Raw genomic sequence first — 22,141 nt, forward strand, 5'->3', positions numbered from 1 at the left:
CGGTGTGGTTTACCCAACATATCGCCTCCAGATTCCGATCACAACAAACCAGAGAACTGCGATGCCCAGGAGTTGAAGGATTCCCTTGGCGGTCAAGGACATCGGGCCACGCCTTTTCGCGGCGACTTCTTTCTTGAAGTCGGTGAACGAGGCGATGAAGTCTTCTTCAAACTTGATCTGCCTGTTGAGCTGCTCGTACGCCTCCGGCTGGCTTGCAGCGTCCGGCAACGTCCGCTCCTGCAAGAGCTGGTCCCTGCGCTTGCGGGCATCCGACAGGGGGTCGACCCACAATGAGCGAAGCTTAGCCATGCGCCGGCACCTGGCGAAACGCCCGGCTCGAAACACTCACCGAATTCTTGTCCGGGTCGTTGGCGTTGGCGAATGAATAGCCATTGGCCTCATGGATCGCCCCGAACTTGAGCCCCCGCGCCGCCGCTTCGGCCACAAAGGCCGCGACGTCCTTCACCTGGAACACCAGCTTCACGCCGACCTGCCCGAGCTTCACCGACTTGGCGGCCTGGTGGATCAGTATCCCGGCGCCCGCATTGGGCGCGCGCAGTTCGATGAGCCCTTCGCTGACTTCGCCAGTCGTGATGAAACCAAAATGCGTGGCGTAGAACCCGGCGGACTTTTTCATGTCTCGCGCGTAGATGATGATGGTGCCTAGTGGTGATCGCATAGGAGGTATCGCCTTATGTGTCCTGGCCTCAATTTGAAATGCCGAGCCTCGCGCTCAACCGCCTGCTGAACGTCTGGCATACCATCCGAAGAACCAACGGATGGCGACGTAATGAATGGCCGAGATGAAAAGGAAAAAACCGGCGGCCAAAGCCAACGCACTCCCCGATGTGAAGGTGCGCAGGAAACTCCAGACCTCGCTTGCCGGAACCAGGGCTGCAATGAACACGGCTGCGCAAAGAAGCGAGACCAGCCACACACACAAGAGGGCGCGCCATGCAAAAGACGATTTCTCTTCATTGGTCGGAGCGCGAGCATGATCCTTTGCGAATGCCATGGACGCGAAGAGGGTGGCGCCCAACACGGAGGTCACGGCGAACGGTGCGCCAGATTGAATTTTCAGGATTTCGGCGAGTCCTGCCAATAGAACAATCAGGATGAGGTAAGAGGCGGTGAAAATTTTGATGTAGCGGCTCAAGATGCCCTCCAGTGAATTGTTGTGATTCGTCTAACCTGGATCAATGTCGCGGATCATTCTAGGCCGCAAAGCATCCCCTGGCACCGTCAATCCCTGGAAGCTGTCCTACACCGCAGTGGAAAATTTGAGCCATACCATACGCCTTTTAACAAGAGACAGACAGGAGACCGTATGGACAACTACCACATCAAATCGCACGATGGCCATTGGGACCTGACCCGGCAAGGGGCTGATCGCGCGTCCCTCAGCAAGCCCACCAAGGCGGAGATCCTCGAAGCCACGCAGCAGTTCATGGCCGGAAAGACCGGCTCCGTGAAAATCCACCGCGCCGACGGAACGTTCGAGGAAGAGCGGACTTATCCGCGCTCTGCGGACCCGTCCACATCCAAGGGTTAGTTCGGCATCCCAAGCCTGGATTCAATGAATACGATAGGCGCTCTTGCCTCCCCCCGGTGGTTGCCGGGGTGCCCAACGCTTCAACTCACCACAACTTCAGGAGACACACAATGGCCAGCAAAAAAGTCAGCAAGAACACCATCTGCCTCTGGTACGAGCGCGACGCGCTTGAGGCCGCGAAGTTCTATGCCCAAACATTTCCCGACAGCAAGGTCGGCGAGATATTCCACGCGCCCGGCGACTACCCCGACGGCAAGCAAGGCGACGTGTTGACGGTCGAGTTCACCGTCGCCGGCATCCCCTGCATCGGGATCAACGGCGGCCCGACCTTCAAGCAGAGCGAGGCCTTCTCTTTCCAGATCGCGACCGACGACCAGGCCGAGACCGACCGCCTGTGGAACGCGGTCGTCGGCAATGGCGGGCAGGAAAGCCAGTGCGGCTGGTGCAAGGACAAGTGGGGCCTGTCATGGCAGATCACCCCGCGCGCCCTCACCGATGCGATAGCCGACCCTGATCGCAAGGCCGCCAAGCGTGCCTTCGACGCGATGATGGAGATGAAGAAGATCGACATCGCCAAGATAGAGGCCGCACGGCGGGGCTGAAGCGCGAGCTCAAACCCTCTTTCGCACTGATCGCGTATCTCCCGCGGCCCGGCTGTTGCAGCCCGGGCCGTCTGCTTTGTGGTGACCGTTTCACGCGCGAAACCGCCGGGCGAAATGGGACGGGACCTTGGGGCCTCGTCCTACACCCGTGGACACTCAGCCTCCTAGCATGAATAAACCAGCAATGAAAAGCCATCGCCGTGGCTTGTCTGCAATGCACGGTTGGAGGCGATTCATTCACGGGAAGAAGGCGTGGATGGCGTGATACAGCGGCATTTATGGCTCTTCAGACTTTCATCCACTTTCTGAAGGAGAACGACATGATTGGAATCAAACAAAGCATACTTTGCGCGGCGCTATTCGCCGGCCTGGCAGGCTGCAGCGGCATGTCTACGCAAGACCGGAACACCGTCATCGGCGCCGGTGTCGGCGGTGTGGCCGGCTCGGCTTTGAGCGGCGGCAGTGCCCTGGGTACTGTCGGCGGCGCCGCGGTCGGCGGTGTGATCGGCCACGAGGTCAGCAAGCCGAAACGCTAAGCCTTAGCCCGGAAGCCGGGTTCGTTCGCGCATGAAGCGCCAGGCAGGCGCTGCATGTGTACGAACCCGGATGCTTTATGCGCACCGACACCTTGGTCCATGAAGGCCTGACACTCGGCCTGATCGCGGCCGGCGATCCCGCCAGGCCCGCCATCGTGCTTTTGCACGGCTGGCCTCATTCGAAGGATCTCTACGCCCCGGTGGTCGACACGCTCGCCACCGGGCATTTTGTGCTGGCCTTCGATTTACCCGGCATCGGCGATTCACGCGGCGCCCCAGCTTCCGCGGAGAAGACCGTCCTGGCCGACATCGTGATCGGCGCGGCGGAACGCGCCGGTGCGCGCTCACCCGTCATTGCCGGCCTCGATGTGGGCGGCATGATCGCCTATGCGGCCGCGCGCGACCACGGTGAGCGCATCGCCGGGGCTGTGGTCATGAACACCGTGGTCCCCGGCATTGACCCTTGGGACAAAATTCTGGCCGACCCCCGCATCTGGCACTTCGCCTTCCATGCCCTGCCTGAACTGCCCGAGCTTCTGGTCACGGGCCACCAGCGCGCCTACTTTGATTTTTTCACCGACTTCCTGGCCGGCAACAAGGAGGCCGTGACCGAGGCGCATCGCGCCGCCTTCGCACAAGCCTACGAGCGCCCCGAAGCGCTCAAGGCCGGCTTTGACTGGTACCGCGCCCTGCAGGCCGATGCCCGGCACAACAGCCGGCACAAAAACATCGAAACGCCGATGCTCTACCTGCGCGGCGACGCCGACGGCCGTTCGCCCGATGACTACCTCCCCGCCCTGAAGGCCGCGGGTGCCAAGCGCCTCAAGGGTGAGGTGCTGGAGGGCAGCGGCGAGTTCGCGCCGCTGGAGGTGCCCAAGGCTTTCACGCGGGCGCTGGCCGCCTTCGCGAAAGAATGCCAGGCCGGTTGATCCGGCCGTGCCGTTTCAGGCTCAGGCCGCTTGCGGCAAGTAGCTGGGCCGTGCCGCCGTCATGCCTTGCTTGACATGCTGTGTCACCTCATCGGCCAGCACTTCATCGGCGCCGGCTTCCAGGCCGTCCAGCGCACGCTTGACGATGTCCTCGGGGCTGGACTTGGGCACTTCGAAGCCGCGCGTGAGGTCGGTGTCGACATAGGCCATGTGCAGGCCCAGCACCTGGGTTTTCTGGGGCGCGAGTTCGCTGCGCAGGGCATTGGTGAGCGACCAGGCCGCCGACTTGCTGGCCGAGTAGGCCGCCAGTTCGCCGCCGTTGACCCACGAGGCCACCGACAGCACATTGAGCAGCGCGCCGCCGCCGTTGCCCTTGAGCACGGGCGCGAAGGCCTGGCTCATGCGCAGCACGGCAAAGAAGTTGGTCTCAAAAATCCGCCGCGCAACCTCCTCGCTGTCGGCCGCCAGGAAGCCGCCCGGCTGGGCAATGCCGGCGTTGTTGATCACCAGGGTCACGTCGGATGCCAGCGCCGCGGCGGCCGCCACGTCTTCGGGTTTGTTGACGTCAAGGCGCAGGGCCTGCACACCGGGCAGGGTGACGGTGGCCGGGTCACGCGCGGCCGCATACACCTTGCGGGCGCCGCGTGCCAGCAGCTCGCGCGCGAAGGCCAGACCTATGCCGCGGTTGGCGCCGGTGACGAGGACAACAGCGTTTTTTATTTGCATGAGAAAACTCCAGTGGGTGGGAAAAGAAAAGCAGACCAGGGAAAACAGGTTCACTTGACCTTGATGACGACCTTGCCTTTTGCACGGCCCGCCTCGACGTAGGCCAGAGCCTCGTTGCTTGCTTCGAACGGAAAGACCCGGTCCACCACGGGGCGGATGACCCCAGCATCGAAGAGCCGCGTGATCTCGCGCAGTTGGTTGCCACTGGCCTTCATGAAGAGGAACGCGTAGTCAACTCCGCGGCCCTTTGCCCTGCGCCGGATGCCTGAACTCAGCATGCGCATCACCAGCTTTACGAATGCAGGAGCACTGCTTTCCTTGCCGAATGCGGGATCGGGTGGGCCGGAGATGGAGATGAGTTTCCCACCGGGCTTAAGCACACGCAGTGACTTCTCCAAGGTCTTGCCGTCCTGGCTGTTGAGGACCACGTCGTAGTCGCGCAAGATGTCTTCGAAGTCCAGCGTCTTGTAGTCGATCACGACGTCCGCGCCCAGGCTCTTCACGAGCGCGACATTGCCAGTGCTCGTCGTCGTGGCGACGGTTGCGCCTAGATGTTTGGCCAACTGGATGGCAAAAGTGCCTACGCCGCCCGAGCCTGCCTGGATGAAGACCTTCTGCCCCTTTTGCAGCTTGGCCTTCTCGACCAGTGCCTGCCAGGCCGTCAAGGCCACCAGCGGGATGGACGCGGCTTCTTCCATCGTCAGGCCCTTGGGCTTGAGCGCCAGGGACGCCTCTTTGACCGGGACGAATTCAGCGAAGGTACCGATCCGGAAATCATCCGGTCGCGCATAGACCTCGTCACCCAGCTTGAACTGCCGCACGCGCGGACCGACCTTGACGACCACCCCGGCGACGTCGTGGCCCAGGATGAGGGGCAGGCGATAGGGCAGTATGAGTTTGAACTCGCCGTTGCGGATCTTGAAGTCCAGCTGGTTCACGCCAGCGGCATGCACCTGGACCAGGACCTCGTCATCGCGCAGCTCCGGGATCGGCATGTCCGCAAACCGCAAACTGCTCTTTTTTCCATAACGTTCAACGATGAATGCTTTCATGATGTTTTCACTCCCAGCATCACGTCGAGCCGCAGGTCTTTTCGAATCCCGGCATCCACCAGACCAGCAGGCGCAAATCTGCGTAGCAATCGCAGGCGGCTCGCGAGCCCGCCAGCTGTGTATCGGAGTTTCGGGCGAGCGGCATTGGCAGCTTTCAGCACGACGTCAGCCACGACGCCGGGCTGTTCCGCAGTTGCCATCACTTCTTTCACGCGCTGGCTCACGGCGGCGCGAACCTCGCGGTACTCGTGGAGCTTGGCGTCGGGTTCCAGGAAGTTCGCGTCGAACGGCGTCTTCGTGTATGCGGGCTCGATGACCGAGACCCGGATGCCCCTCGTGCGTAGCTCATGGTCGAGCGACTCGGAGTAGCCTTCGATCGCGTGCTTCGTCGCCGCATACAGTGCCCCGTACGGCATTGGCAGGAAACCAAGCACAGAGCCGATGTTGATGATGCGTCCCGCACCCTGCCGGCGCATATGCGGCAAAACGGCGCGCGTCATCCGGACGATCCCGAAGAAGTTGGTGTCGAAGATGGCCTGGGCCTGCGTGATCGAACTCTCTTCCGCACCGGCCGGGGCGACGCCGAAACCCGCGTTGTTGACCAGCAGGTCTATGCGGCCCTCAAGCTGAATGAGCTGCTGCACCGCGGCTTCCACCGACGCGTCCTGGGTCACGTCCAGCGGCAGCATGTCAAAAGCTTGCCCGCCTGCCTGGCCGCCGCGCCGGCTGGTGCCGTAGACCCTGTAGCCTGCCGCGGCCAGCCGCTGTGCGGTCGCTTCGCCTATGCCTGAGGAGGCGCCTGTCACCAGGGCAATCTTGTTGTGGGTGTTCATGGTTCGTGTCTTTCGGTGAAAAATGAGTTTGGCATGATGACTGTCATATATAAGGGCGAAGAAAAAAGCAGGCGTGGCTCAAAAAAAAGGGTTCAGTGGGAAACCGGAACCAGCTGCTGCAGCGCGGCTTCGCAAAAGCTGTCCGCCAGCGCGGGCTCGTCGACCACACGCGCCACCAGCAAGGTGCCGACCATGGTGGCCACCGTCGCCAGCGCGCGTTCGTGGGCGCCGGGCTGGCCCCAGTCGGGCGACTGGCGGGCGACAAAGTCCACCATCTCCTTGACGTGACGGGTGATCGCGCGGCGCACTTCAGGCACCTGACGCGGCGTCTCCGAGCCCAGCGCGGCCAGGGGGCAGCCCAACTCCACCTGCTCCCGGTGCTCCGGCGAGAGGTAGGCGCGCAGCATGGCCGCCATGGCCTGTTCAGGCGGCGAGCCGGCCGCAACGCCCGCTATCACGGCGGCAGACTCGCTGCAGGCCCGGGTCGCGGCTTCGGCCAGCATTGCCTCGCGCGAGGCGAAGTGCGCATAAAACGCCCCATGCGTCAGGCCGGCCTCTTTCATGATGTCGGCCACGCCCGTGCCGTCGTAACCGCTGCGCCGTATCGCCCGCGCGGCCACCGACACGATGCGTTCGTGGGAGGCTTCTTTGGCGGCTGACCGGGCGTTGATTTTGGGTGGTTTTGCGTTTCGCATGATGTGCATCATACATTATTTGGTCAAAACACGCCCTGTGAAGGTTTTGGGCCGGTCCGTGATGGGTTTTATCTGCGCAAATCTGCGTAATCTGTGGATAAAAGATCCATCCGCAGATTTCGCAGATTTACACAGATTGAAGAGGAGGAATTTGTATTTCGGACTCCATCCCTGTGCCCATGCTCCTGCCACACGACTTTGCATCGTGATGGTCTTAATCTGCGTAAATCTGTGAAATCTGTGGATAGGTTTTTCGGCAGATGGGCCGGCCTTAGTGGGCCAGGGCCAGAACCAGCCAGGGCACCCCAAAGCGATCCACCAGCTGGCCAAAGCGCGCGGCCCAGGGCATTCGCGTCAGCGGCGCCTTGACTTGGCCGCCCTCTGCCAGGGCCTCAAAGACGCGAGTGGCCTCCGCGACGCTCTGGGCATGCAGGGAGATGTTGAAACCGCGCATAGGCTCAAACTCGTCGGGCGGCACGTCATTGCCCAGCAGCGCCCAGTCGCCCATCTGCAGTTCGGCGAAGCGTATGTGTTCGGGCGCCGAAGGTTTGGAGCCCGGTGGCAGCGGAACATCCGGCGTGTCGCCCAGGGCGTTCATTACGGTGATCTTGCCCTGAGCACTTTTTCATAAAGTTCAAAGGCCTGGCGGCAGTTGCCGTTAAAGGCCAGTTGCGGCATGAGTTTCATCACAAGTCCTCCTTGGCCGGCGGTGAGTGTGTCGCTGGCGAGCTGTCTATTCCAAGCTAGGCCTGTGAGGGCCAAGTGCCAGCTCCGGGTTTCAGCTTTGGGCGTAGGACTTGGCTGACTGGCCCACTCCCCACGAAAGTCTGTTGCCTACGTGTTGCGCGGCCCGTGACTGACAAAGTCCTGTATTTGTGCGCGATCAGACTCTGGAATCCATCCCATTGAAACAGGAGATTTCTCAATGCCAGAGAGCCACAAAGAGATTCTGCAAAAAGCCAACGCGGCCATCATGAAAGGTGACTACGAAGGATTCCTGAAGTTCTGCACCGAGGACACGGAGTGGACATTTGTGGGTGACAGGACGCTGAAGGGAAAGGACGCCGTTCGCGAGTGGATGGCGAGCGAGTACAAGGAGCCGCCGAGGTTTGAGGTCCACCAGATGATCGCCGACGGGGACTTTGTTGCGGCGCTTGGGGAGATCACTTTGAAGGATGACGCGGGGAAGGATGTTCGCCATGCCTACTGTGATGTCTGGCGGTTTCGGGATGGGAGGATGGCTGGGTTGCGGGCTTTTGTTGTCTAGGTTGGTTGACGGCCACTCAGCCCTTGGGCTCCACTGCCCATGACGAGCCTTCACCAAAAGAGGCGCGGCATCCAGGACACTCCCGCGAATCGGTCGGAATGGTTCTTTGGCAGTTTGGGCAAGTTCCGGGAGGGCCGACGGGGACATAGGCTTGGGTCGACGAGGGAGAGTCTTTCCCTGCCGGAGCCAGCACCACAGGCTTTGGTTCGGGAAACGACATATATGCCGCAATCCCCATGAACACGAGGAGCGCCCAGAAGCTGAACGCAAGCATGAGGACGCCCAGGGGGGACGGTATGCCTAACAGTGCAATGCCTAGCCCCACCCAGAGACCGGTTACAAAGCACGCGCCAATCAGGGCAAGAAAGGTTCGAAAACGAAACAGCATGACCAGTCCGAGGACGACGGCGCAAATAAGCGGGAGCTGTATAAGTACTGAAAATTCTTGGGCAGATGGGCCGAACATTGGTCTTTCAGTTTTAAAGGTCTTGCGTTATTTGAGTGGTCCCTGATGTCTATTGCTTCACGTAGGTAATCTTTCCGTTTCCAAATTGGTTGCCGTTAATGCTCATCACGCCGGACCACTTTCTCGCTGGGTTAGACATGCTCAAGGTTGATTTATTCACTGTCCAGGAGAAGGTTTTGTTTCCCTTCCACTCACTGAACTCGCCTTGCCCATTTTCGCGAAAGGTCAGAGTTCTGCCCTTTGAGTCTTTCCATGCGCCGGGCATATTTTTTTGGTTCTTGGGTGTTTCCCGATCAACCCGGTCAACAACTTCCACCACGATGTCTTTATTGGGGGACGATATGGGTTCTGGTGTTCCGTAGAACAACTCCCTGAGCACATACAGCGGATGTTCAGCAGAAATGACAGGCTTGCCTTCGCTCGTCTTTGTTACTGCGCCCAAAAGAATGCAGCCCTTGCTATGCTGTGGTTTGGAGCCGCCATGAAGGAGGATATCCGTCCGATTGGGAGGGACTCGCGATACCTCCAGCAGGAAATCGCCGGAGTGCCCCATCTCACCGCCAACACCCTGGACGAAGTTCTTGCTCGATTGATAGCGCATGACTCCGCGATAAATTCCAGGCTCTATCTTCAAGTCTTCGTTTTCCATCGTTGGGCCAATGACCTTTCCATTGACGGAAATTGTCCCGGTGAGTGCGTTCTCGCTTAACCCCGTCCTTTCGATCAGCACCTTGAATTCGTCAGCAGCGCTCGCGGGGGTATTCAGCGCCAAGGCTACGCATGAGATGGCGATCCGAAGTGCTACTGCGAAATTGGGGTGCATATATATGGCTTTCCACTATTGAGGCTCAAGTATTGGAGGGATGACGGCTAACAAGCGATATGCTATCGGGTTGGTCGTTGAAACGACATCCTGCAATTGGAGTACTTGTTGCGAATGCTGCCCGCCATTCCTCCTGCGATGTTCGGCGTTTTTTGGGATTGGCAGGATGGCCGAGCTACAGGCTTTTGTTATTCAGGCTCGGCTGGAGAATGGGTGCTCGAGCCAAGTGTCGTTGGTGCGAAGGGATTTCTGCCGTCAAGCCGCATCGCGCCACAGCAGGATGGTCCCGCAATGGCCGCAAGACTTGGGGTTGAAGTCCAGGCCATCAACTCCGCCTGGAGTTCGAGCGCACACGGGACATTTGTACTTTGCTCCGCCAATGGACAGAAGCACAAAGGCCACGCCGAAGATTGAAAATTGAAGCCAGGCAGGCGCCTCCATCACCAAAGCCACAACGAAGGCAAGCAGGAAAGCCATGCCGGGGACGAAGTAACGGGCGAGCAGTCTTGCGCGGAGCTGCTGGAAGCTGATCGCTCGCTGTTTCATGTAGTCGCTACCGGAGAGCGGCATGGGGTCTACCTGTGGGGAAAAATCTGGAACAAACGGATCGCTGACCGGGGCGCGCGATCGTCAGATGCCATTGATGGAAATGTACCCCGCCAGTGCGATGGCACAAAGCGCCACGACCTTCGAAAGGAGCCCCAGTGTGGGCTGTGGGTTGCGTTTGGCATGGATGTGGTCGACAAGCAGTGCGGTGACCAAGGTCAGGACGATGATAGGCATCGAGATCGCACGGTGTTCGACGAACAGGTACCAGTAGAGCGGGTCCAGCGAAAACCTCACTCCGGTGTAGCGCAGGTAAACCTCCCGCATCAAAAAGCCAAGGCAAAAAATCATGAGGAGCCACGCCAGAAGGCCGCGCAGCAGGCCGCAGAAGGACGCTTCTTCAGGCTCACGGTCTTTGTTCATTGATTCCAAGGCTTCAGCCCTCCACCAGTTTTGCCAGCTTGGCCAGCGACATGCGCCAAGCGGCTTCGTTGTCGGCCGGCGCGCCACCGGGCGGCACGCCTTCATGCGGGCGAGTTCAATGCTTCGGTTCTACCCATGCACGCAGCAAGCAAGGCTGCAAAGGTGCGAAGACGGAATAGCATGGTCAGTCCGAGGACGACGGCACAAATAAGCGGAAGCAGTACGAGTGCTGAGAACTCTTGGGCAGATGGGCCGAACGTTGACTCTCAGTATAAAAACTTGCGCTACTGGGCTAGCTCCTGAGGGGCGGATTCGTGGCTAAACAATTAGCTGTCGCCGGACAAGAAATTGGGCATGAGGTGCAGCGACGCGAAGTCCGGCGATGAATGCGTCATTCTGCTCCAGCGGGGGTAGCGCGATCAGGTGGCTCTCAACCTGCAATCCAGTGCAGTAGATGTTCGGTGAAAAGTAGGTGCGATACATCAGAACCTTTGAAACCTGGGCAGCGCGGAAGACGTGACGCACGCCTGGTGTTTCGAGTGCGATTCCTTCACTGGTCACCTCGACGGTCAGCGATTCCAGCTCCGTGGTGGTCTTCGACATGCGCCGCGACTGGAAAAAGCCGATAGCGCCGGTTGTTGCAATGACGATGACCAATGGTCCGAAAGGCGACGCGTTGTCTGGATGATTCCGCTGCGAGAACGCGAGAAGGGCAAACAAGGCCAGCACAGACGACATCATGATGAATAAGCGGCGGGGTCCGCCACGGCGCATGGTGATGTATTTTTCGGAAACCTTGTGACGCATGTGCGAGTGAATCGGTGTTCAGGAATCCAGCTAATGTATACCGCAACACCAGCGGCAAGAGGCTTGCCGGCAAGTCTTGGTCGCTCCGCCAGGGAAGGCTTTTAGCCCTCAAAGAATCCGATTAAACCAAAGCAGCGACAAACTAGCCGACACCAAGGCCAGCGCAGCCGCCAGCAGCGCAAGTAAACCGGAAATCTCCGTCTCCTTCTTCTCAATCGCCAACCGAGAACTCAAGGTCTCATAGACTTTCTTCAAGTCCGCCGCGGTACCGGCATAGAAGTACTCCGCCTGAGTAGTCCGGGCGATGCCCTTCAAGGTCTCCTCATCGAGCTTGACGCGCATGGACCAGCCTTCAAAGCCAATCGTTTCGCCATCGACCGTACCGACACCCACGGTGTAGACACGCACGCCGCGGTCGGCGGCGGCTTTGGCGGCGTCCAAAGAATCCACGCCTGTGGTGCGCTGGCCGTCGGTCAGCAGGATGATGGCGCCTGAGGTGTAGGAGCCGGGGGCGACGGGGACGAACTCCTTCTTCGCGCCCTTGTCGGGGGCCAGGGCCTGGTCTATGGAGGTGCCGCGCGGTTTTTCGCGGCCGTATTGCATGGACGCTAAATCAATGCCGGCATCGGGGAACAGTTCGGCCAGCGAGACGACGATGCCGTTGCCAATCGCGGTGCCGCGCTGCAACTGGAATTTGTCGATGGCGACGACCAGGTCTTCGCGGCTCAGTGTGGGTTGCTGCACGACGGAGGCCGTGCCGGCGAAGGCGACGATGCCTACGCGCACATTGCGCGGCAGGTCGGCGAGGAAAGCCTTGGCGGCGTTCTGCGCGGCGACCAGGCGATTGGGCAAGACGTCGGCGGCGCGCATGCTGCCGGAGACGTCCATGGCGAGGATGATGGTTTCGCGTTGTGAGGGCAGGCTGATGACGGCGAAGGGGCGCGAGGCGGCGACCAGCATGGCGGCAATCGACAGCAGGAAGAGTATCGGCGGCACATGCCGGCGGAAGCTCTGGCCGCGGCCCATGGCTTCGCGCACGATGGAGAGGCTGGCGTAACGCAGCGCCATTTTTTTCTTGCGGCGCAGCAGCCAGATGTAGATGAGCACCAGCAGCGGGATCGCGAGCAGCAGCCACAGAAATTCCGGCCACAAAAACGTCGGCAAGGGCAGTTTGGACATGAAGGAGGTGAGCCAGCTGGGAAGGTTCATGGTGAGATGTCCTTGGCAGCGTCAGGCGGCGCGCTTCAGGTGGGTGGGCATGGCGCCACCCGATGTGCGGCTGCGGCGCTTGCGCAGTTCGGTGAAACGCATGATGGCGTCGACCAGGTTGTCGTCGGTCGAGAGTTCCAGCGCGTCAACGCCGGCGCGGGCCAGCGCCTGCCTTAAATCGGCCTCGCGCTGAGCCGCGATGCGCGCAAAACGTTTGCGGAAGCCGGCGTCATGGGTGTCGACCAGCAACTGTTCGCCGGTTTCGACGTCGCGTATCGGGATCAGGCCCAGGTCGGGCAGGTCCAGCTCCAGCGGGTCGAGCAGGCGCACGGCCACCACCTCATGGCGGCGGGCCAACTGGCCCAGGGGTTTCTCCCAGCCGGGTTCGCTGATGAAGTCGGACACGACGAACACGGTGGAACGGCGGCGCACCAGGTTGGCGGCGGATTCGAGCAGCTCGTGCAGGCGTGTCGGGCCGAGGTCGCTTGTTTCAGGCCTGGTCTGCAGGGTGTGCAGCAAATGCAGCACATGGTGGCGGCCGCCGCGCGCGGGGATCACGGCGTCGACGCCCGATCCATACAGCATGGCGCCCACGCGGTTGCCGTGGCGGGTCAGCATGCGGGCCAGCACGGCGACAAATTCGGCCGAGACATTGCGCTTGCGCTGCTCGCTGGAGCCGAAGTCCATCGACGGGCTCAGGTCCAGCAAAAACCAGGCGCTCATCTCGCGGTCTTCGGTGAAGACGCGCACATGGGGTTGTTCAAGCCGCGCGGTGACGTTCCAGTCGATGTGGCGTACGTCGTCATGGTGTTGGTACTCGCGCAGGTCGGCCAGATCCATGCCGGTGCCGCGCAGTAGCGTGCGGTAGTCGCCTTGCAGCAGGCCGTCGAGGCGGCGCAGCACCGTCCACTCGAGCCGGCGCAGCAGTTGGTCTGCGTTGGCGGCAGCGGATTTGACCGGTTCAGGCGGCGAGTTTTTCATGCTCTAAGGGTTTCGCGGGCTGGGGGATTTTTGCCATGATTTTGGCGATGAGCCCGTCGGCGGTAAGCCCTTCGGACAGCGCTTCATACGACAGCACCAGGCGGTGCCGCAGCACGTCGGGCACCAGGTCGGTCATGTCTTCGGGCAGGGCATAGCTGCGGCCGCGCAGCAGGGCCAGGGCGCGCGCGCCTTCGGTCAGGTTGATGGTGGCGCGCGGGCTGGCGCCGAAGGTGATGAAGCGCTGCAAATCCTTCAGCCCATGCTTGACGGGGGTGCGGGTGGCTGAGACCAGGCGCACGGCGTACTGCACCAGCGAGGGGTCGACGTAGATGCGGCGGCACTCGGCCTGCAGCGCGGCCAGCTGTTCGGTGGTGGCAACGGCGCTCACGGCGACGGCCGAGCCGGTGACGCGCTGGACGATGACAAATTCTTCCTCGTCGGTGGGGTAGTCGACCAGCACCTTCATCATGAAGCGGTCGACCTGGGCCTCGGGCAGCGGGTAGGTGCCTTCGGTTTCGATGGGGTTCTGCGTGGCCATGACCAAAAAGGGATCGGGCACTTTGTGGGTGGTGCCGGCAATCGTGACCTGGCGCTCCTGCATGACCTCGAGCAGCGCACTCTGCACCTTGGCGGGCGCGCGGTTGATTTCGTCGGCCAGCAGCAGGTTGGTGAAGACGGGGCCCAGCGAGGTGCTGAACTCGCCGGTTTTCTGGTTGTAGATGCGGGTGCCCACCAGGTCGGCCGGCACCAGGTCGGGCGTGAACTGGATGCGCTTGAACTGGCCCTGCACGGTGTTGGCCAGGGTCTTGATGGTCAGGGTTTTGGCCAGGCCGGGCACACCCTCGACCAGCAGGTGGCCCTGGGCCAGGATGGCGACCATGACGCGCTCGAGGAAGCGGTCCTGCCCGACCACCACGCGCTTGACCTCGTAAAGGATCTGCTCCATGAGCTGGGCGGTGTCGTGGTTGGCGTTTTGCGGAGTGGTCTGTTCCATGCGGCGGGGTCCTTGCAGGCTGGGGTCAGGAGGTGTGGAAGGTGTTCAGAACGGCGGCATGCCGGCGGCCGAGGCGGCGTTCTCGATGGGCACGGCGAAGCCGATGCCGACAAAGGTGCGCTGCTGGTTGGGGTTGAAGATGGCGGTGACGATGCCGATGACCTCGCCGTCCATGGTGACCAGCGGGCCGCCGGAGTTGCCGGGGTTGGCGGCGGCGTCGAACTGGATCAGGTTGCTCATCATCTGCTTGCCCTCGGGCGAGCGGAAGTTGCGCTTGAGCCCGGAGATCACGCCCTGCGAGGCCGAGGGCCCTATGCCGAAGGGATAGCCGACGGCCATGACCTGGTCGCCGGGGGCCAGGTCGGCGGTGGAGCGCATGGTGGCGGCGATCAGGTCGTCGGGGATCTTGTGGGCCTGCAGCACGGCCAGGTCGTTCTCGGGCTGCACGCCGGTGATGCTGGCGGTGGATTCCAGGCCGTCGGCGAAGGTGATCTTGATGGTCTGGGCGTTCTGCACCACGTGCAGGTTGGTCAGGATGATGCCCTTGTCGACGATGACCACGCCGGTGCCGACGCTGCGCTCGCCGTCTTCCTTGCCGTCCTTGTCCTTGCCCAGGCCGACGATGCGCACGACCGAGGGAATGATGGTGTCATAGGCCTTGGTGCCGGGCGAGGGCAGCACCGTGGTTTCCAGGGTTTTGAGCACGGCCGCGTTGATGTCTTCCTGGGTCAGCTTGCGCGCCGGGTTGCGCAGCGGCGAGGCAAAGCTGAAGGCCAGCAGCAGGGCCAGCAGGCCGACGACGGACCACAGCAGGTAGAGCTGGTGGCGCGCCAGCCGCTGGCTGAGCCGGGCAAGGCGGGGGAAGCGGGAAGGTGGGGGAGGGGAAGCTGGGACGGCGTCCGCGGTGGTGGCTTCGCCGGGCGGCTGCGCCTGGGCGTCATCCGCGCCCTGCGCCGGACGGTTTGAACTGCTGTAAAGGGCTGGCCTGCGCATCCGTTCACCTCTGAGGTCAAAGTGTCAAAACCGGGCTGATACGGGGCGAAAAATCGGTTGGAAGGCGGTTTCCAGGCCCTGTATTTACAGATGCACCGTATCACGATTCCTTCATCCATGCACGCCATTTGGCTATCCGCTGGAAGGGCTTTGTAAAGCGCTCGGGGTGCTGGAAACCTTCAAAAAAACCTCTTGGCGTTGATGCTAGGTCTTTGCTCCCTCCCCCGCTGGGGGCGGTTGGGGGTGGGGGCCTGCGGCGGTCGAACGATTGCCTGGCTTGTTACGGCCGCCGGCCCTCACCCCAACCCTCTCCCAGAGGGAGAGGGGGCAAGAAGCCGTCATCAGTGCCCGGGGGAATCCGCGGGTTTGCGCAGCAGCGTCAGCGCCAGCGCAGCCGAAGCCAGCATCAGGAACAGGCTCACCGCATTGAGCACCGGCGTCGCGCCTTCGCGCATGCGGCCGTACATCATGACGGTGAGCGGCGCGTCCGAGCCGACCAGCATCAGGGTGGTGTTGAAGTTCTCGAAGGACATCAAAAACGAGATCGCGGCCGCGCCTATGAGCGCGGGTTTCAGGTAGGGCAGGGTGATGGTGGTGAAGACGGCGGCGCGGGATGCGCCCAGGTTGTAGGCGGCTTCTTCCAAAGTCATGTCAAACCGTTTCAGGCGCGCGGTGATGACCAGGGTGGCGATGGAGACGATGTAGGAAAACTGGCCTATCACCACCAGGGGCAGGCCGGGGCGCAAAAAGTCGAGTTCCAGGCCCCACCAGTCGTCGGCCAGCTGCGCCATCCGGCTGGCGAAGGCCAGGATGGAGATGCCCAGGATGACGCCGGGGATCACCAGCGGCGCCAGCATCAGGAAAGACAGGGCCTGCTTGCCGGGGAAGCGCGCGCGTTCGATCAAAAAAGCATTGGTGGTGCCGACCAGCACGGCCAGCACCGTGACCCAGGCGGCCACGACCACGCTGGTCCAGAGGCTGGCCAGCATGGGCCCGTCGGAAAACAGGCCGCTGCGGCCGGCCTTGCTGCCGAAAAACCAGTCGAGCGTGAAGCCGCGCCAGGGTGGCGCCGGGTAGGGCGCGTCGTTGAAGGCGAACACGGCGACCACCACCAGCGGCAGGAACAGGAAGGCGAAAAACGCCAGGGCATAGGCCCAGGTGCCGGCGCGCAGCCAGGCGGGGCGGGGCAGGGAGGCGATCATGCGGAAGCTTTCATGGTCATGAACGCCGCATCACTTCGCCGAACTTCTGGCCGGTGAGTTTCAACCCAAGCCAGACGATAGCCGTGGACAAACCCAGCAGCAAAAAGCCAAAGGCCGCGCCCTGTTCCCAGTTAAAGCGCGTGATGAACTGCGTGTAGATCTGCTCGGTGAACCATAGCGAATTTTTGCCGCCCAGCAGCGTGGGCGTGAGGTAGTTGCCCAGGGTCAGCATGAAGACCACGATGCAGCCGGCGAGGATGCCGGGCGCGGCATGCGGGATCACGATCTGGCGCAGGATGGAGGGGCCGTTGCCGCCCAGGTCGTAGGCGGCTTCGATCAGGGTGTCGTCCAGGCTTTCGAGTGCGCTGATCAGCGGCACCACCATGAAGAGCATGGAGGTGTAGACCAGGCCGACCAGGATGGTGGCGTCGCGGTAGAGCAGCTCGACCGGCGCACCGGTGATGCCCAGTTGCACCAGCACGGCGGGCAGCACGCCGGATTCGCGCAGCAAAATCATCCAGCCCAGGGTGCGCACGGTCTCGCTGACCCAGAAAGGGATCAGGCACATCACCAGCAGCAGCGACTTGACGCGGCCGCGCACCAGCTTGGCGATGGTCCAGGCGATGGGGAAAGCCAGCAGCAGCGTGATGACTGTGGCCAGGATGGACATCAGCGCGGTGCGCACAAAGGTGTGCCAGTACAGCGGCTCGTCGATGAAGGTGCGGTACTGCGCGAGGCTGGGCGCGTACTGGCGCGGCGCGATGCGCTCGCGCAGCGACAGCACGGCGAGGTCTATGTGCGGTAGCACGATCAGGCCGATAAGCCAGACCAGGGCCGGCGCCAGCAGCAACAACAGGATCAGCCGGGCCTGTGACTGGCCCGAACCCGGCGCACCGGTGGAGGGCAGGACGGCCGCGGCTTGCATGGCTGCGGCCTCAGGTATTGCCGAAGCAGACGGCCTGCTCCGGGTCGAAGCTGAAAGCCACCGTCTCGCCGATGCGCAGATCGGCGAAGCGCCCGGTCTGCGGCAGCGCGATGCGGAACTCGGTGCGGCTGGCGGTTTCGCGCAGCAGCACGGCGGAGTTGGCGCCGTCGAACAGCAGGCTTTCGACCTGGCCGGCATAGACCGTGTGGTTGGCCGGCAGTTCGGTCGCGTCGCGTGCCAGGTTGATGGCCTCGGGCCGTACGAAGGCCTGCACCGCCTGCTCGGGCTGCAGCCGGCCGGCTGCGCGGGCGCGCAGGGCCAGGCCGTCGCCGGTGATGAGCGCGACCACGGCGCCGGCCTCCGCGCCGGCCGCACCGGTGCTGGCGGCCAGCTTGTTGTTGGCGCCGACAAAGCCGGCCACAAACGGGGTTTGCGGCTGGTAATAGAGCTGCTGCGGCGTGCCGACCTGCTCGAAGCTGCCGGCGTTCATCACGGCGACATGGTCGGACAGCACCAGCGCCTCGGACTGGTCGTGCGTGATGTAGACAAAGGTGGTGCCGAAGGCGGCCTGCAGCTGCTTGAGCTCGACCTTCATGTGCTCGCGCAGCTTGAGGTCGAGCGCGCCCAGCGGCTCGTCGAGCAGCAGCAGCGTGGGCTCGAGCACCAGGCTGCGCGCGATGGCCACGCGCTGGCGCTGCCCGCCCGAGAGCTGGTCGACGCGCTTGTCCTGCATGCCGGGCAGGCTCACGCGCTCCAGCATGGCGCCGACCTTGGCGGCGATGTCGGTGCGCGACAGGCCGCGCCGCGCCAGGCCGTAGCCGACGTTCTCGCCGACGGACATCATGGGGAACAGCGCCAGGTGCTGGAACACCATGTTGACGGGCCGCTGGTTGGGCGGCACGCCGTTCATGGGCTTGCCGCCGATGTGGATCTGGCCCGCGTCGGGCGACAGAAAGCCGGCGATCATGCGCAGCAGCGTGGTCTTGCCGCAGCCCGACGGGCCGAGGATGGAGAAAAAGCTGCCGCGCTCCACCGTGAAGGACAAATCCTTCACGGCGGGCTGGCCGGCGTAGGTTTTACCGACGTGCTCGGCTTGCAGGTCTGCGTGCACCGTGGGCGCGGAGGTGGCGGTTACTGGGCGGCCTTGATGCGGTCCAGTACGCGGCCTTCGATGTCCTCGATGCCGGCGGGCACAGCTGGGTACCACTTGACGTTTTTCAGCGCGGCCTCGGGGAAGCTGGCGGCGAACTGGGCCTTGAGCTTGGGGTCGGCGAGTTGGTCGGCGCCCTTGGAGGCGGTGAAGTTGCCGGCCGAGCCCGCGACCTTGGCGGCGATTTCAGGGCGCATGTTGAAGTTGATCCAGGCGTAGGCGGCGGCATCGTTGCGGCCCTTGGCGGGGATGGCGAAGGTGTCTATCCAGCCGAGGGCGCCGGACTTGGGCGCGATGAACTGGATCTCGGGTTTCTCGCCATTGAGCTTCCAGCCGCCGGTGTCCCACATCATGGCGCCCACGACTTCGCCGGCGCGCATGCCGTTGAGCAGCTGGTCCTTGTTGTCCCAGTAGAACTTGATGTTGCCCTTGCAGGCGATCATGGTCTTGCCGACTTCATCCATCAGCGCGCCGTAGGCTTTCGGGTCCTTGTACAGCGCGAAGGGGTCCTTGCCGGAGGCGAAGGCGAAGGCCAGCAGGGTGGGGCGCTTCAGGCGCACGGCGGTCTTGCCCTTGAACTCGGCCTTGCAGAGGTCGGGGTAGTCGGCCATCTTGGCCAGCTTGGTGTTGACGACCAGGCCGTCGGTGCCCCAGATGTGCGGCAGGCCGTAGACCTTGCCGTCCAGTGTGGTGTTCTTCTTGGTGGCTTCGAGCATGGAGGGGATGAAGAGATCGGACTTGATCTTGCTGAGGTCCATGGGCTTGTAGATGCCGAACTCCTGCTGCGGGCCGGTGATGCGGTCCTGCGAGGGCTGGGCCAGGTCGAAGCCGGCGCCGCCGGTGGCGCGCAGCTTGGAGATCATTTCCTCGTTGTTCGAGAGCGTCAGCTCGACGTCGATGCCGGTTTCCTTCTTGAACTGCGCCACGACGTCGGCGGGGACGTAGTCGGCCCAGGTGATCAGCCGCAACTTCTGGTCTTGTGCCCAGGCGGTGCCGGCGAGGCTGGAGGCAACAAGGCCGGCGCCGAGAATCTGGCTCATCAGGCGGGATAATTTCATATGGCTTTCCTTGGGATGTCCGCTTGGACGGGGGTTGACGAAAAGGAGCAGTGAAAGAAACCGGAGCGAAAACGGTGCCGAACGGGTAGATGTTCCGCCTGAAAAAAAGCATAGGGTGTCCCGATTTCATTTCTGTGTCAACATCTTTGGCGACTGGCCGGGCTCCGTTGTTTTTTCTTCCACCATCTACTTATCCTCTACGTAGCGCATGACTTTCTGGATAGACACCCATTGCCACCTGGACGCCGGGGAACTGGCCGCCGACGTCGCCGAGGTGCGCGCGCGGGCCGCCGCAAACGGCGTGGCGCACTGCGTGCTGCCGGCGGTGGGTGTGTTCAACTTTGAGGCGGTGCGCGTGCTGGCGCACCGCTTCTCGGACAGCTATGCATTGGGCATACACCCGCTGTGCGTACCGCAGGCGCGTGATGAGGACCTGCAGGCGCTGGACGCGGAACTCGCGCTCAGGCGTGAGGACCCGCGGCTGGTGGCGGTCGGTGAAATTGGCCTTGATTATTTTGTGCCGGCGCTCACGCAAAGCCCCCAGCGCGAGCGCCAGGAGCACTTTTACCGTGAGCAGCTCAAGCTGGCGCGTAAGCACGGCCTGCCGGTGATCCTGCATGTGCGGCGCTCGGCCGACAAGCTGCTCAAGCACCTGCGCGATCTGGCGCCCGAAGGCGGCTGGCACGGCATAGGCCACGCGTTCAACGGCAGCGCGCAGCAGGCGGAGGAGTTCCTCAAGCTGGGTTTCAAGCTCGGTTTCGGCGGCGCCGTGACCTTTGAGCCGGCACTGCAGCTCAGGCGCCTGGCGACCGAGCTGCCGCTGGAGGCGCTGGTGATGGAAACCGATTCGCCCGACATCCCGCCTCACTGGATCTACACCACGGCGGCCGAGCGCGAGGCCGGCAAGCCGCAAGGCCGCAACGAGCCGGGCGAGCTGCCGCGCATCGCGCAGCAGGTGGCGGAACTGCGCGGCATCAGCGTGGACGCGCTGGCGGCCGCGACCACGGCCAATGCGCGGCACGCCCTGCCCAAGCTGGGGGCGCTGCTCGCATGAAGGCGGTGCCTCTGGAAGGCCTGGCGCCGCTGGTCTCCAGCAATACGCGCCTGCTCATCCTGGGCAGCTTTCCGGGTGCGGCCTCGCTGGCGGCGCAGCAGTACTACGGCCACCCGCAAAACCATTTCTGGAAAATCCTCAAGGCGCTCTGGCCGCCCGGCCCTTCGGATGCGGGGCCCGATGGCTATAAGGTCCGCCGCGAATGGCTGCTGTCCAAAGGCCTGGGCTTGTGGGACGTGTACGCGGCCTGCGAGCGCGAGGGCAGCCTGGACAGCGCGATCCGCAACGCGGAAGTGAACGACCTGGCGAGCCTGCGCCGGCTGTGCCCGGCGCTGGAAGCGATCGCCCACAACGGCGGCGAAAGCTTCAAGCATTCAAAGCACACACTGGCGCTGGGCTTGCCGGTCTACAAGTTACCCTCGACCAGCCCGGCGAACGCCTCCTGGAGTTTTGAGCGCAAACTCGCGGCCTGGCGGGAAGTTTTTGAAAAACACGGACTGGTTTGATGCAAAGAAAAGATACGGCCAAAGAAATGGCCAAACAGGTGGCCAAAGTGAGCGCGGAACTGGAGTTACCCGAGGTCAATTTCTCGGACTACGGCGATGTGCGCTTTCTGCACCTGGGCACCGAATGGGTGCAGGGCTCCATGCTGCGCGACGCGCCCTACGACATCGAGCTCGAGTATGTGCAGCGCATGATGGCGGGCCTGCTGTTCATGGACGCCGCGGCCATGCCCAAAAAACACGCCATGCAGCTGGGCCTGGGCTCGGCCGCGCTGACCAAGTTCTGCTACAAAAAGCTGCGCATGAAGGTGACGGCCGTCGAGATCAACCCGCAGGTGGTGACGGCCTGCCGGGTCTGGTTCAAGCTGCCGCGCGACGATCTGCGGCTGCATGTGATCGAGGCCGATGCCGCCGCTGAAATCAGGAAGCCGGCCCACCATGGAACGGTGGACCTGTTGCACGTGGACCTTTACGACCATGAAGCCGCCGCGCCGGTGCTGGACAGCGCCGATTTCTACGCCGACTGCCGCGCGCTGCTGGCCGAGGACGGCGTGATGACGGTGAACCTCTTCGGCCGCGATTCCAGCTACCTGCAGTCGCTGACCAAGATCGCCGAAGCCTTTGGCCCCGAAGCGGTGTGGGCCTTCACGCCGACGCGCGAAGGCAACACCGTGGTGCTGGCACAGCGCGAGCCCACGCGGCCCGAGCGCGCCGCGCTCTTGCTGCAGGCCGGCGTGATCGAGTCGCGCTGGGACCTGCCGGCCAAAAAGTGGCTGCGGCTGTTCAAGCCGGTGGCTTAAGGTCCGGTGAAGAAG

The 22,141-nt window shown here is 62.8% G+C and carries 28 protein-coding genes; 8 read left to right on the plus strand and 20 right to left on the minus strand.

The annotated features are described in order from the left end of the window. Positions 1-9: 9 nt before the first annotated feature. From AC1D0O_RS05890 to AC1D0O_RS05900, 3 genes are read right to left on the minus strand one after another with little or no spacing between them, the layout of a single operon-like run. Positions 10-309 (minus strand): hypothetical protein, encoded by a 300-nt coding sequence (locus AC1D0O_RS05890; RefSeq protein ID WP_477652601.1) that lies wholly within the window; start codon positions 307-309, stop codon positions 10-12. Beyond that, the gene (locus tag AC1D0O_RS05895) at positions 302-679 is read right to left on the minus strand and encodes a VOC family protein (protein WP_477652602.1); all 378 of its coding nucleotides are present in this window, start codon (positions 677-679) and stop codon (positions 302-304) included. Before AC1D0O_RS05895 ends, AC1D0O_RS05890 begins: the two co-directional genes overlap by 8 nt. A gap of 54 nt (positions 680-733) precedes the next feature. Beyond that, positions 734-1,156, minus strand: a complete 423-nt coding sequence (locus AC1D0O_RS05900; RefSeq protein WP_477652603.1) for an ABZJ_00895 family protein — start codon at positions 1,154-1,156, stop codon at positions 734-736. Between the two features lie 171 nt (positions 1,157-1,327). Between AC1D0O_RS05900 and AC1D0O_RS05905 the strand changes: the two genes are divergently transcribed. From AC1D0O_RS05905 to AC1D0O_RS05920, 4 genes are all read left to right on the plus strand, one after another. Next, positions 1,328-1,552, plus strand: a complete 225-nt coding sequence (locus tag AC1D0O_RS05905; protein ID WP_477652604.1) for a DUF2188 domain-containing protein — start codon at positions 1,328-1,330, stop codon at positions 1,550-1,552. 110 nt (positions 1,553-1,662) lie between these two features. Next, positions 1,663-2,154 (plus strand): VOC family protein, encoded by a 492-nt coding sequence (locus AC1D0O_RS05910; RefSeq protein WP_477652605.1) that lies wholly within the window; start codon positions 1,663-1,665, stop codon positions 2,152-2,154. A gap of 320 nt (positions 2,155-2,474) precedes the next feature. Then, positions 2,475-2,690: a glycine zipper 2TM domain-containing protein gene (locus AC1D0O_RS05915; RefSeq protein WP_477652606.1), complete on the plus strand. Its 216-nt coding sequence runs from the start codon at positions 2,475-2,477 to the stop codon at positions 2,688-2,690. 77 nt (positions 2,691-2,767) lie between these two features. After that, positions 2,768-3,619, plus strand: coding sequence for an alpha/beta fold hydrolase (locus AC1D0O_RS05920; RefSeq protein ID WP_477652607.1), 852 nt, complete (start codon positions 2,768-2,770; stop codon positions 3,617-3,619). A gap of 21 nt (positions 3,620-3,640) precedes the next feature. Here the strand turns inward: AC1D0O_RS05920 and AC1D0O_RS05925 are convergent, their stop codons facing one another. The 5 genes from AC1D0O_RS05925 to AC1D0O_RS05945 all read right to left on the minus strand — a co-directional run bounded on the left by AC1D0O_RS05925 (position 3,641) and on the right by AC1D0O_RS05945 (position 7,523). Further along, entirely contained in the window at positions 3,641-4,345 is a 705-nt protein-coding gene (locus AC1D0O_RS05925; RefSeq protein ID WP_477652608.1) for an SDR family oxidoreductase, read from the minus strand. Positions 4,346-4,395: 50 nt separating this feature from the next. Continuing rightward, on the minus strand, positions 4,396-5,397 hold the full coding sequence (locus tag AC1D0O_RS05930) for an NADP-dependent oxidoreductase (protein ID WP_477652609.1): 1,002 nt from the start codon (positions 5,395-5,397) through the stop codon (positions 4,396-4,398). Beyond that, the gene (locus AC1D0O_RS05935; protein ID WP_477652610.1) at positions 5,394-6,230 is read right to left on the minus strand and encodes an oxidoreductase; all 837 of its coding nucleotides are present in this window, start codon (positions 6,228-6,230) and stop codon (positions 5,394-5,396) included. The genes AC1D0O_RS05930 and AC1D0O_RS05935 overlap by 4 nt, the downstream gene beginning before the upstream one ends. Positions 6,231-6,322: 92 nt before the next feature. Next, entirely contained in the window at positions 6,323-6,937 is a 615-nt protein-coding gene (locus AC1D0O_RS05940) for a TetR/AcrR family transcriptional regulator (protein ID WP_477652611.1), read from the minus strand. Positions 6,938-7,196: 259 nt separating this feature from the next. Then, the gene (locus AC1D0O_RS05945; protein ID WP_477652612.1) at positions 7,197-7,523 is read right to left on the minus strand and encodes a VOC family protein; all 327 of its coding nucleotides are present in this window, start codon (positions 7,521-7,523) and stop codon (positions 7,197-7,199) included. A 327-nt stretch (positions 7,524-7,850) separates the two neighbouring features. On the opposite strand from AC1D0O_RS05945, the gene AC1D0O_RS05950 reads away from it, so the two are divergent. Continuing rightward, positions 7,851-8,192, plus strand: a complete 342-nt coding sequence (locus AC1D0O_RS05950; RefSeq protein WP_477652613.1) for a nuclear transport factor 2 family protein — start codon at positions 7,851-7,853, stop codon at positions 8,190-8,192. A 515-nt stretch (positions 8,193-8,707) separates the two neighbouring features. On the opposite strand, the gene AC1D0O_RS05955 is transcribed toward AC1D0O_RS05950, so the two are convergent. From AC1D0O_RS05955 to AC1D0O_RS06010, 12 genes are all read right to left on the minus strand, one after another. Beyond that, complete coding sequence (locus AC1D0O_RS05955) at positions 8,708-9,481, minus strand: DUF5675 family protein (protein ID WP_477652614.1); 774 nt, start codon at positions 9,479-9,481, stop codon at positions 8,708-8,710. Between the two features lie 255 nt (positions 9,482-9,736). Beyond that, complete coding sequence (locus AC1D0O_RS05960) at positions 9,737-10,051, minus strand: hypothetical protein (RefSeq protein ID WP_477652615.1); 315 nt, start codon at positions 10,049-10,051, stop codon at positions 9,737-9,739. A 60-nt stretch (positions 10,052-10,111) separates the two neighbouring features. After that, positions 10,112-10,450 carry a hypothetical protein gene (locus tag AC1D0O_RS05965; protein ID WP_477652616.1) on the minus strand — a complete coding sequence of 113 codons (339 nt, stop codon included), beginning with the start codon at positions 10,448-10,450 and terminating at the stop codon, positions 10,112-10,114. Positions 10,451-10,768: 318 nt separating this feature from the next. Further along, positions 10,769-11,257, minus strand: a complete 489-nt coding sequence (locus AC1D0O_RS05970) for a hypothetical protein (protein WP_477652617.1) — start codon at positions 11,255-11,257, stop codon at positions 10,769-10,771. A 108-nt stretch (positions 11,258-11,365) separates the two neighbouring features. Beyond that, positions 11,366-12,466: a VWA domain-containing protein gene (locus AC1D0O_RS05975; RefSeq protein WP_477652618.1), complete on the minus strand. Its 1,101-nt coding sequence runs from the start codon at positions 12,464-12,466 to the stop codon at positions 11,366-11,368. A 21-nt stretch (positions 12,467-12,487) separates the two neighbouring features. After that, positions 12,488-13,447 carry a DUF58 domain-containing protein gene (locus AC1D0O_RS05980; RefSeq protein WP_477652619.1) on the minus strand — a complete coding sequence of 320 codons (960 nt, stop codon included), beginning with the start codon at positions 13,445-13,447 and terminating at the stop codon, positions 12,488-12,490. After that, positions 13,428-14,441, minus strand: a complete 1,014-nt coding sequence (locus tag AC1D0O_RS05985) for an AAA family ATPase (protein ID WP_477652620.1) — start codon at positions 14,439-14,441, stop codon at positions 13,428-13,430. The genes AC1D0O_RS05980 and AC1D0O_RS05985 overlap by 20 nt, the downstream gene beginning before the upstream one ends. Before the next feature lie 45 nt (positions 14,442-14,486). Then, positions 14,487-15,434: a S1C family serine protease gene (locus tag AC1D0O_RS05990; protein ID WP_477652621.1), complete on the minus strand. Its 948-nt coding sequence runs from the start codon at positions 15,432-15,434 to the stop codon at positions 14,487-14,489. A 341-nt stretch (positions 15,435-15,775) separates the two neighbouring features. Further along, positions 15,776-16,636 (minus strand): ABC transporter permease, encoded by an 861-nt coding sequence (locus AC1D0O_RS05995; RefSeq protein WP_477652622.1) that lies wholly within the window; start codon positions 16,634-16,636, stop codon positions 15,776-15,778. A 16-nt stretch (positions 16,637-16,652) separates the two neighbouring features. After that, positions 16,653-17,561 (minus strand): ABC transporter permease, encoded by a 909-nt coding sequence (locus AC1D0O_RS06000; protein WP_477652623.1) that lies wholly within the window; start codon positions 17,559-17,561, stop codon positions 16,653-16,655. A gap of 10 nt (positions 17,562-17,571) precedes the next feature. Next, positions 17,572-18,672 (minus strand): ABC transporter ATP-binding protein, encoded by a 1,101-nt coding sequence (locus tag AC1D0O_RS06005; RefSeq protein WP_477652624.1) that lies wholly within the window; start codon positions 18,670-18,672, stop codon positions 17,572-17,574. A gap of 20 nt (positions 18,673-18,692) precedes the next feature. Continuing rightward, the gene (locus tag AC1D0O_RS06010) at positions 18,693-19,769 is read right to left on the minus strand and encodes an extracellular solute-binding protein (RefSeq protein ID WP_477652625.1); all 1,077 of its coding nucleotides are present in this window, start codon (positions 19,767-19,769) and stop codon (positions 18,693-18,695) included. A gap of 208 nt (positions 19,770-19,977) precedes the next feature. On the opposite strand from AC1D0O_RS06010, the gene AC1D0O_RS06015 reads away from it, so the two are divergent. From AC1D0O_RS06015 to AC1D0O_RS06025, 3 genes are read left to right on the plus strand one after another with little or no spacing between them, the layout of a single operon-like run. Continuing rightward, positions 19,978-20,823: a TatD family hydrolase gene (locus AC1D0O_RS06015; protein WP_477652626.1), complete on the plus strand. Its 846-nt coding sequence runs from the start codon at positions 19,978-19,980 to the stop codon at positions 20,821-20,823. Next, positions 20,820-21,329, plus strand: a complete 510-nt coding sequence (locus AC1D0O_RS06020) for a DNA-deoxyinosine glycosylase (protein WP_477652627.1) — start codon at positions 20,820-20,822, stop codon at positions 21,327-21,329. The genes AC1D0O_RS06015 and AC1D0O_RS06020 overlap by 4 nt, the downstream gene beginning before the upstream one ends. Further along, positions 21,329-22,126, plus strand: coding sequence for a class I SAM-dependent methyltransferase (locus AC1D0O_RS06025; protein ID WP_477652628.1), 798 nt, complete (start codon positions 21,329-21,331; stop codon positions 22,124-22,126). Before AC1D0O_RS06020 ends, AC1D0O_RS06025 begins: the two co-directional genes overlap by 1 nt. Positions 22,127-22,141: the final 15 nt, after the last annotated feature.

The sequence above is a fragment of the Polaromonas sp. P1_F2 genome (assembly GCF_056405735.1).

Excerpts from the sequence above, each read along its gene's own strand:
- AC1D0O_RS05890 (WP_477652601.1), bottom strand. The coding sequence starts at position 309 with ATGGCTAAGCTTCGCTCATTGTGGGTCGACCCCCTGTCGGATGCCCGC.
- AC1D0O_RS05895 (WP_477652602.1), bottom strand. The coding sequence starts at position 679 with ATGCGATCACCACTAGGCACCATCATCATCTACGCGCGAGACATGAAA.
- AC1D0O_RS05905 (WP_477652604.1), top strand. The coding sequence starts at position 1,328 with ATGGACAACTACCACATCAAATCGCACGATGGCCATTGGGACCTGACC.
- AC1D0O_RS05910 (WP_477652605.1), top strand. The coding sequence starts at position 1,663 with ATGGCCAGCAAAAAAGTCAGCAAGAACACCATCTGCCTCTGGTACGAG.
- AC1D0O_RS05915 (WP_477652606.1), top strand. The coding sequence starts at position 2,475 with ATGATTGGAATCAAACAAAGCATACTTTGCGCGGCGCTATTCGCCGGC.
- AC1D0O_RS05920 (WP_477652607.1), top strand. The coding sequence starts at position 2,768 with ATGCGCACCGACACCTTGGTCCATGAAGGCCTGACACTCGGCCTGATC.
- AC1D0O_RS05925 (WP_477652608.1), bottom strand. The coding sequence starts at position 4,345 with ATGCAAATAAAAAACGCTGTTGTCCTCGTCACCGGCGCCAACCGCGGC.
- AC1D0O_RS05930 (WP_477652609.1), bottom strand. The coding sequence starts at position 5,397 with ATGAAAGCATTCATCGTTGAACGTTATGGAAAAAAGAGCAGTTTGCGG.
- AC1D0O_RS05935 (WP_477652610.1), bottom strand. The coding sequence starts at position 6,230 with ATGAACACCCACAACAAGATTGCCCTGGTGACAGGCGCCTCCTCAGGC.
- AC1D0O_RS05940 (WP_477652611.1), bottom strand. The coding sequence starts at position 6,937 with ATGATGCACATCATGCGAAACGCAAAACCACCCAAAATCAACGCCCGG.
- AC1D0O_RS05945 (WP_477652612.1), bottom strand. The coding sequence starts at position 7,523 with ATGAACGCCCTGGGCGACACGCCGGATGTTCCGCTGCCACCGGGCTCC.
- AC1D0O_RS05950 (WP_477652613.1), top strand. The coding sequence starts at position 7,851 with ATGCCAGAGAGCCACAAAGAGATTCTGCAAAAAGCCAACGCGGCCATC.
- AC1D0O_RS05955 (WP_477652614.1), bottom strand. The coding sequence starts at position 9,481 with ATGCACCCCAATTTCGCAGTAGCACTTCGGATCGCCATCTCATGCGTA.
- AC1D0O_RS05960 (WP_477652615.1), bottom strand. The coding sequence starts at position 10,051 with ATGCCGCTCTCCGGTAGCGACTACATGAAACAGCGAGCGATCAGCTTC.
- AC1D0O_RS05965 (WP_477652616.1), bottom strand. The coding sequence starts at position 10,450 with ATGAACAAAGACCGTGAGCCTGAAGAAGCGTCCTTCTGCGGCCTGCTG.
- AC1D0O_RS05970 (WP_477652617.1), bottom strand. The coding sequence starts at position 11,257 with ATGCGTCACAAGGTTTCCGAAAAATACATCACCATGCGCCGTGGCGGA.
- AC1D0O_RS05975 (WP_477652618.1), bottom strand. The coding sequence starts at position 12,466 with ATGAACCTTCCCAGCTGGCTCACCTCCTTCATGTCCAAACTGCCCTTG.
- AC1D0O_RS05980 (WP_477652619.1), bottom strand. The coding sequence starts at position 13,447 with ATGAAAAACTCGCCGCCTGAACCGGTCAAATCCGCTGCCGCCAACGCA.
- AC1D0O_RS05985 (WP_477652620.1), bottom strand. The coding sequence starts at position 14,441 with ATGGAACAGACCACTCCGCAAAACGCCAACCACGACACCGCCCAGCTC.
- AC1D0O_RS05990 (WP_477652621.1), bottom strand. The coding sequence starts at position 15,434 with ATGCGCAGGCCAGCCCTTTACAGCAGTTCAAACCGTCCGGCGCAGGGC.
- AC1D0O_RS05995 (WP_477652622.1), bottom strand. The coding sequence starts at position 16,636 with ATGATCGCCTCCCTGCCCCGCCCCGCCTGGCTGCGCGCCGGCACCTGG.
- AC1D0O_RS06000 (WP_477652623.1), bottom strand. The coding sequence starts at position 17,561 with ATGCAAGCCGCGGCCGTCCTGCCCTCCACCGGTGCGCCGGGTTCGGGC.
- AC1D0O_RS06010 (WP_477652625.1), bottom strand. The coding sequence starts at position 19,769 with ATGAAATTATCCCGCCTGATGAGCCAGATTCTCGGCGCCGGCCTTGTT.
- AC1D0O_RS06015 (WP_477652626.1), top strand. The coding sequence starts at position 19,978 with ATGACTTTCTGGATAGACACCCATTGCCACCTGGACGCCGGGGAACTG.
- AC1D0O_RS06020 (WP_477652627.1), top strand. The coding sequence starts at position 20,820 with ATGAAGGCGGTGCCTCTGGAAGGCCTGGCGCCGCTGGTCTCCAGCAAT.
- AC1D0O_RS06025 (WP_477652628.1), top strand. The coding sequence starts at position 21,329 with ATGCAAAGAAAAGATACGGCCAAAGAAATGGCCAAACAGGTGGCCAAA.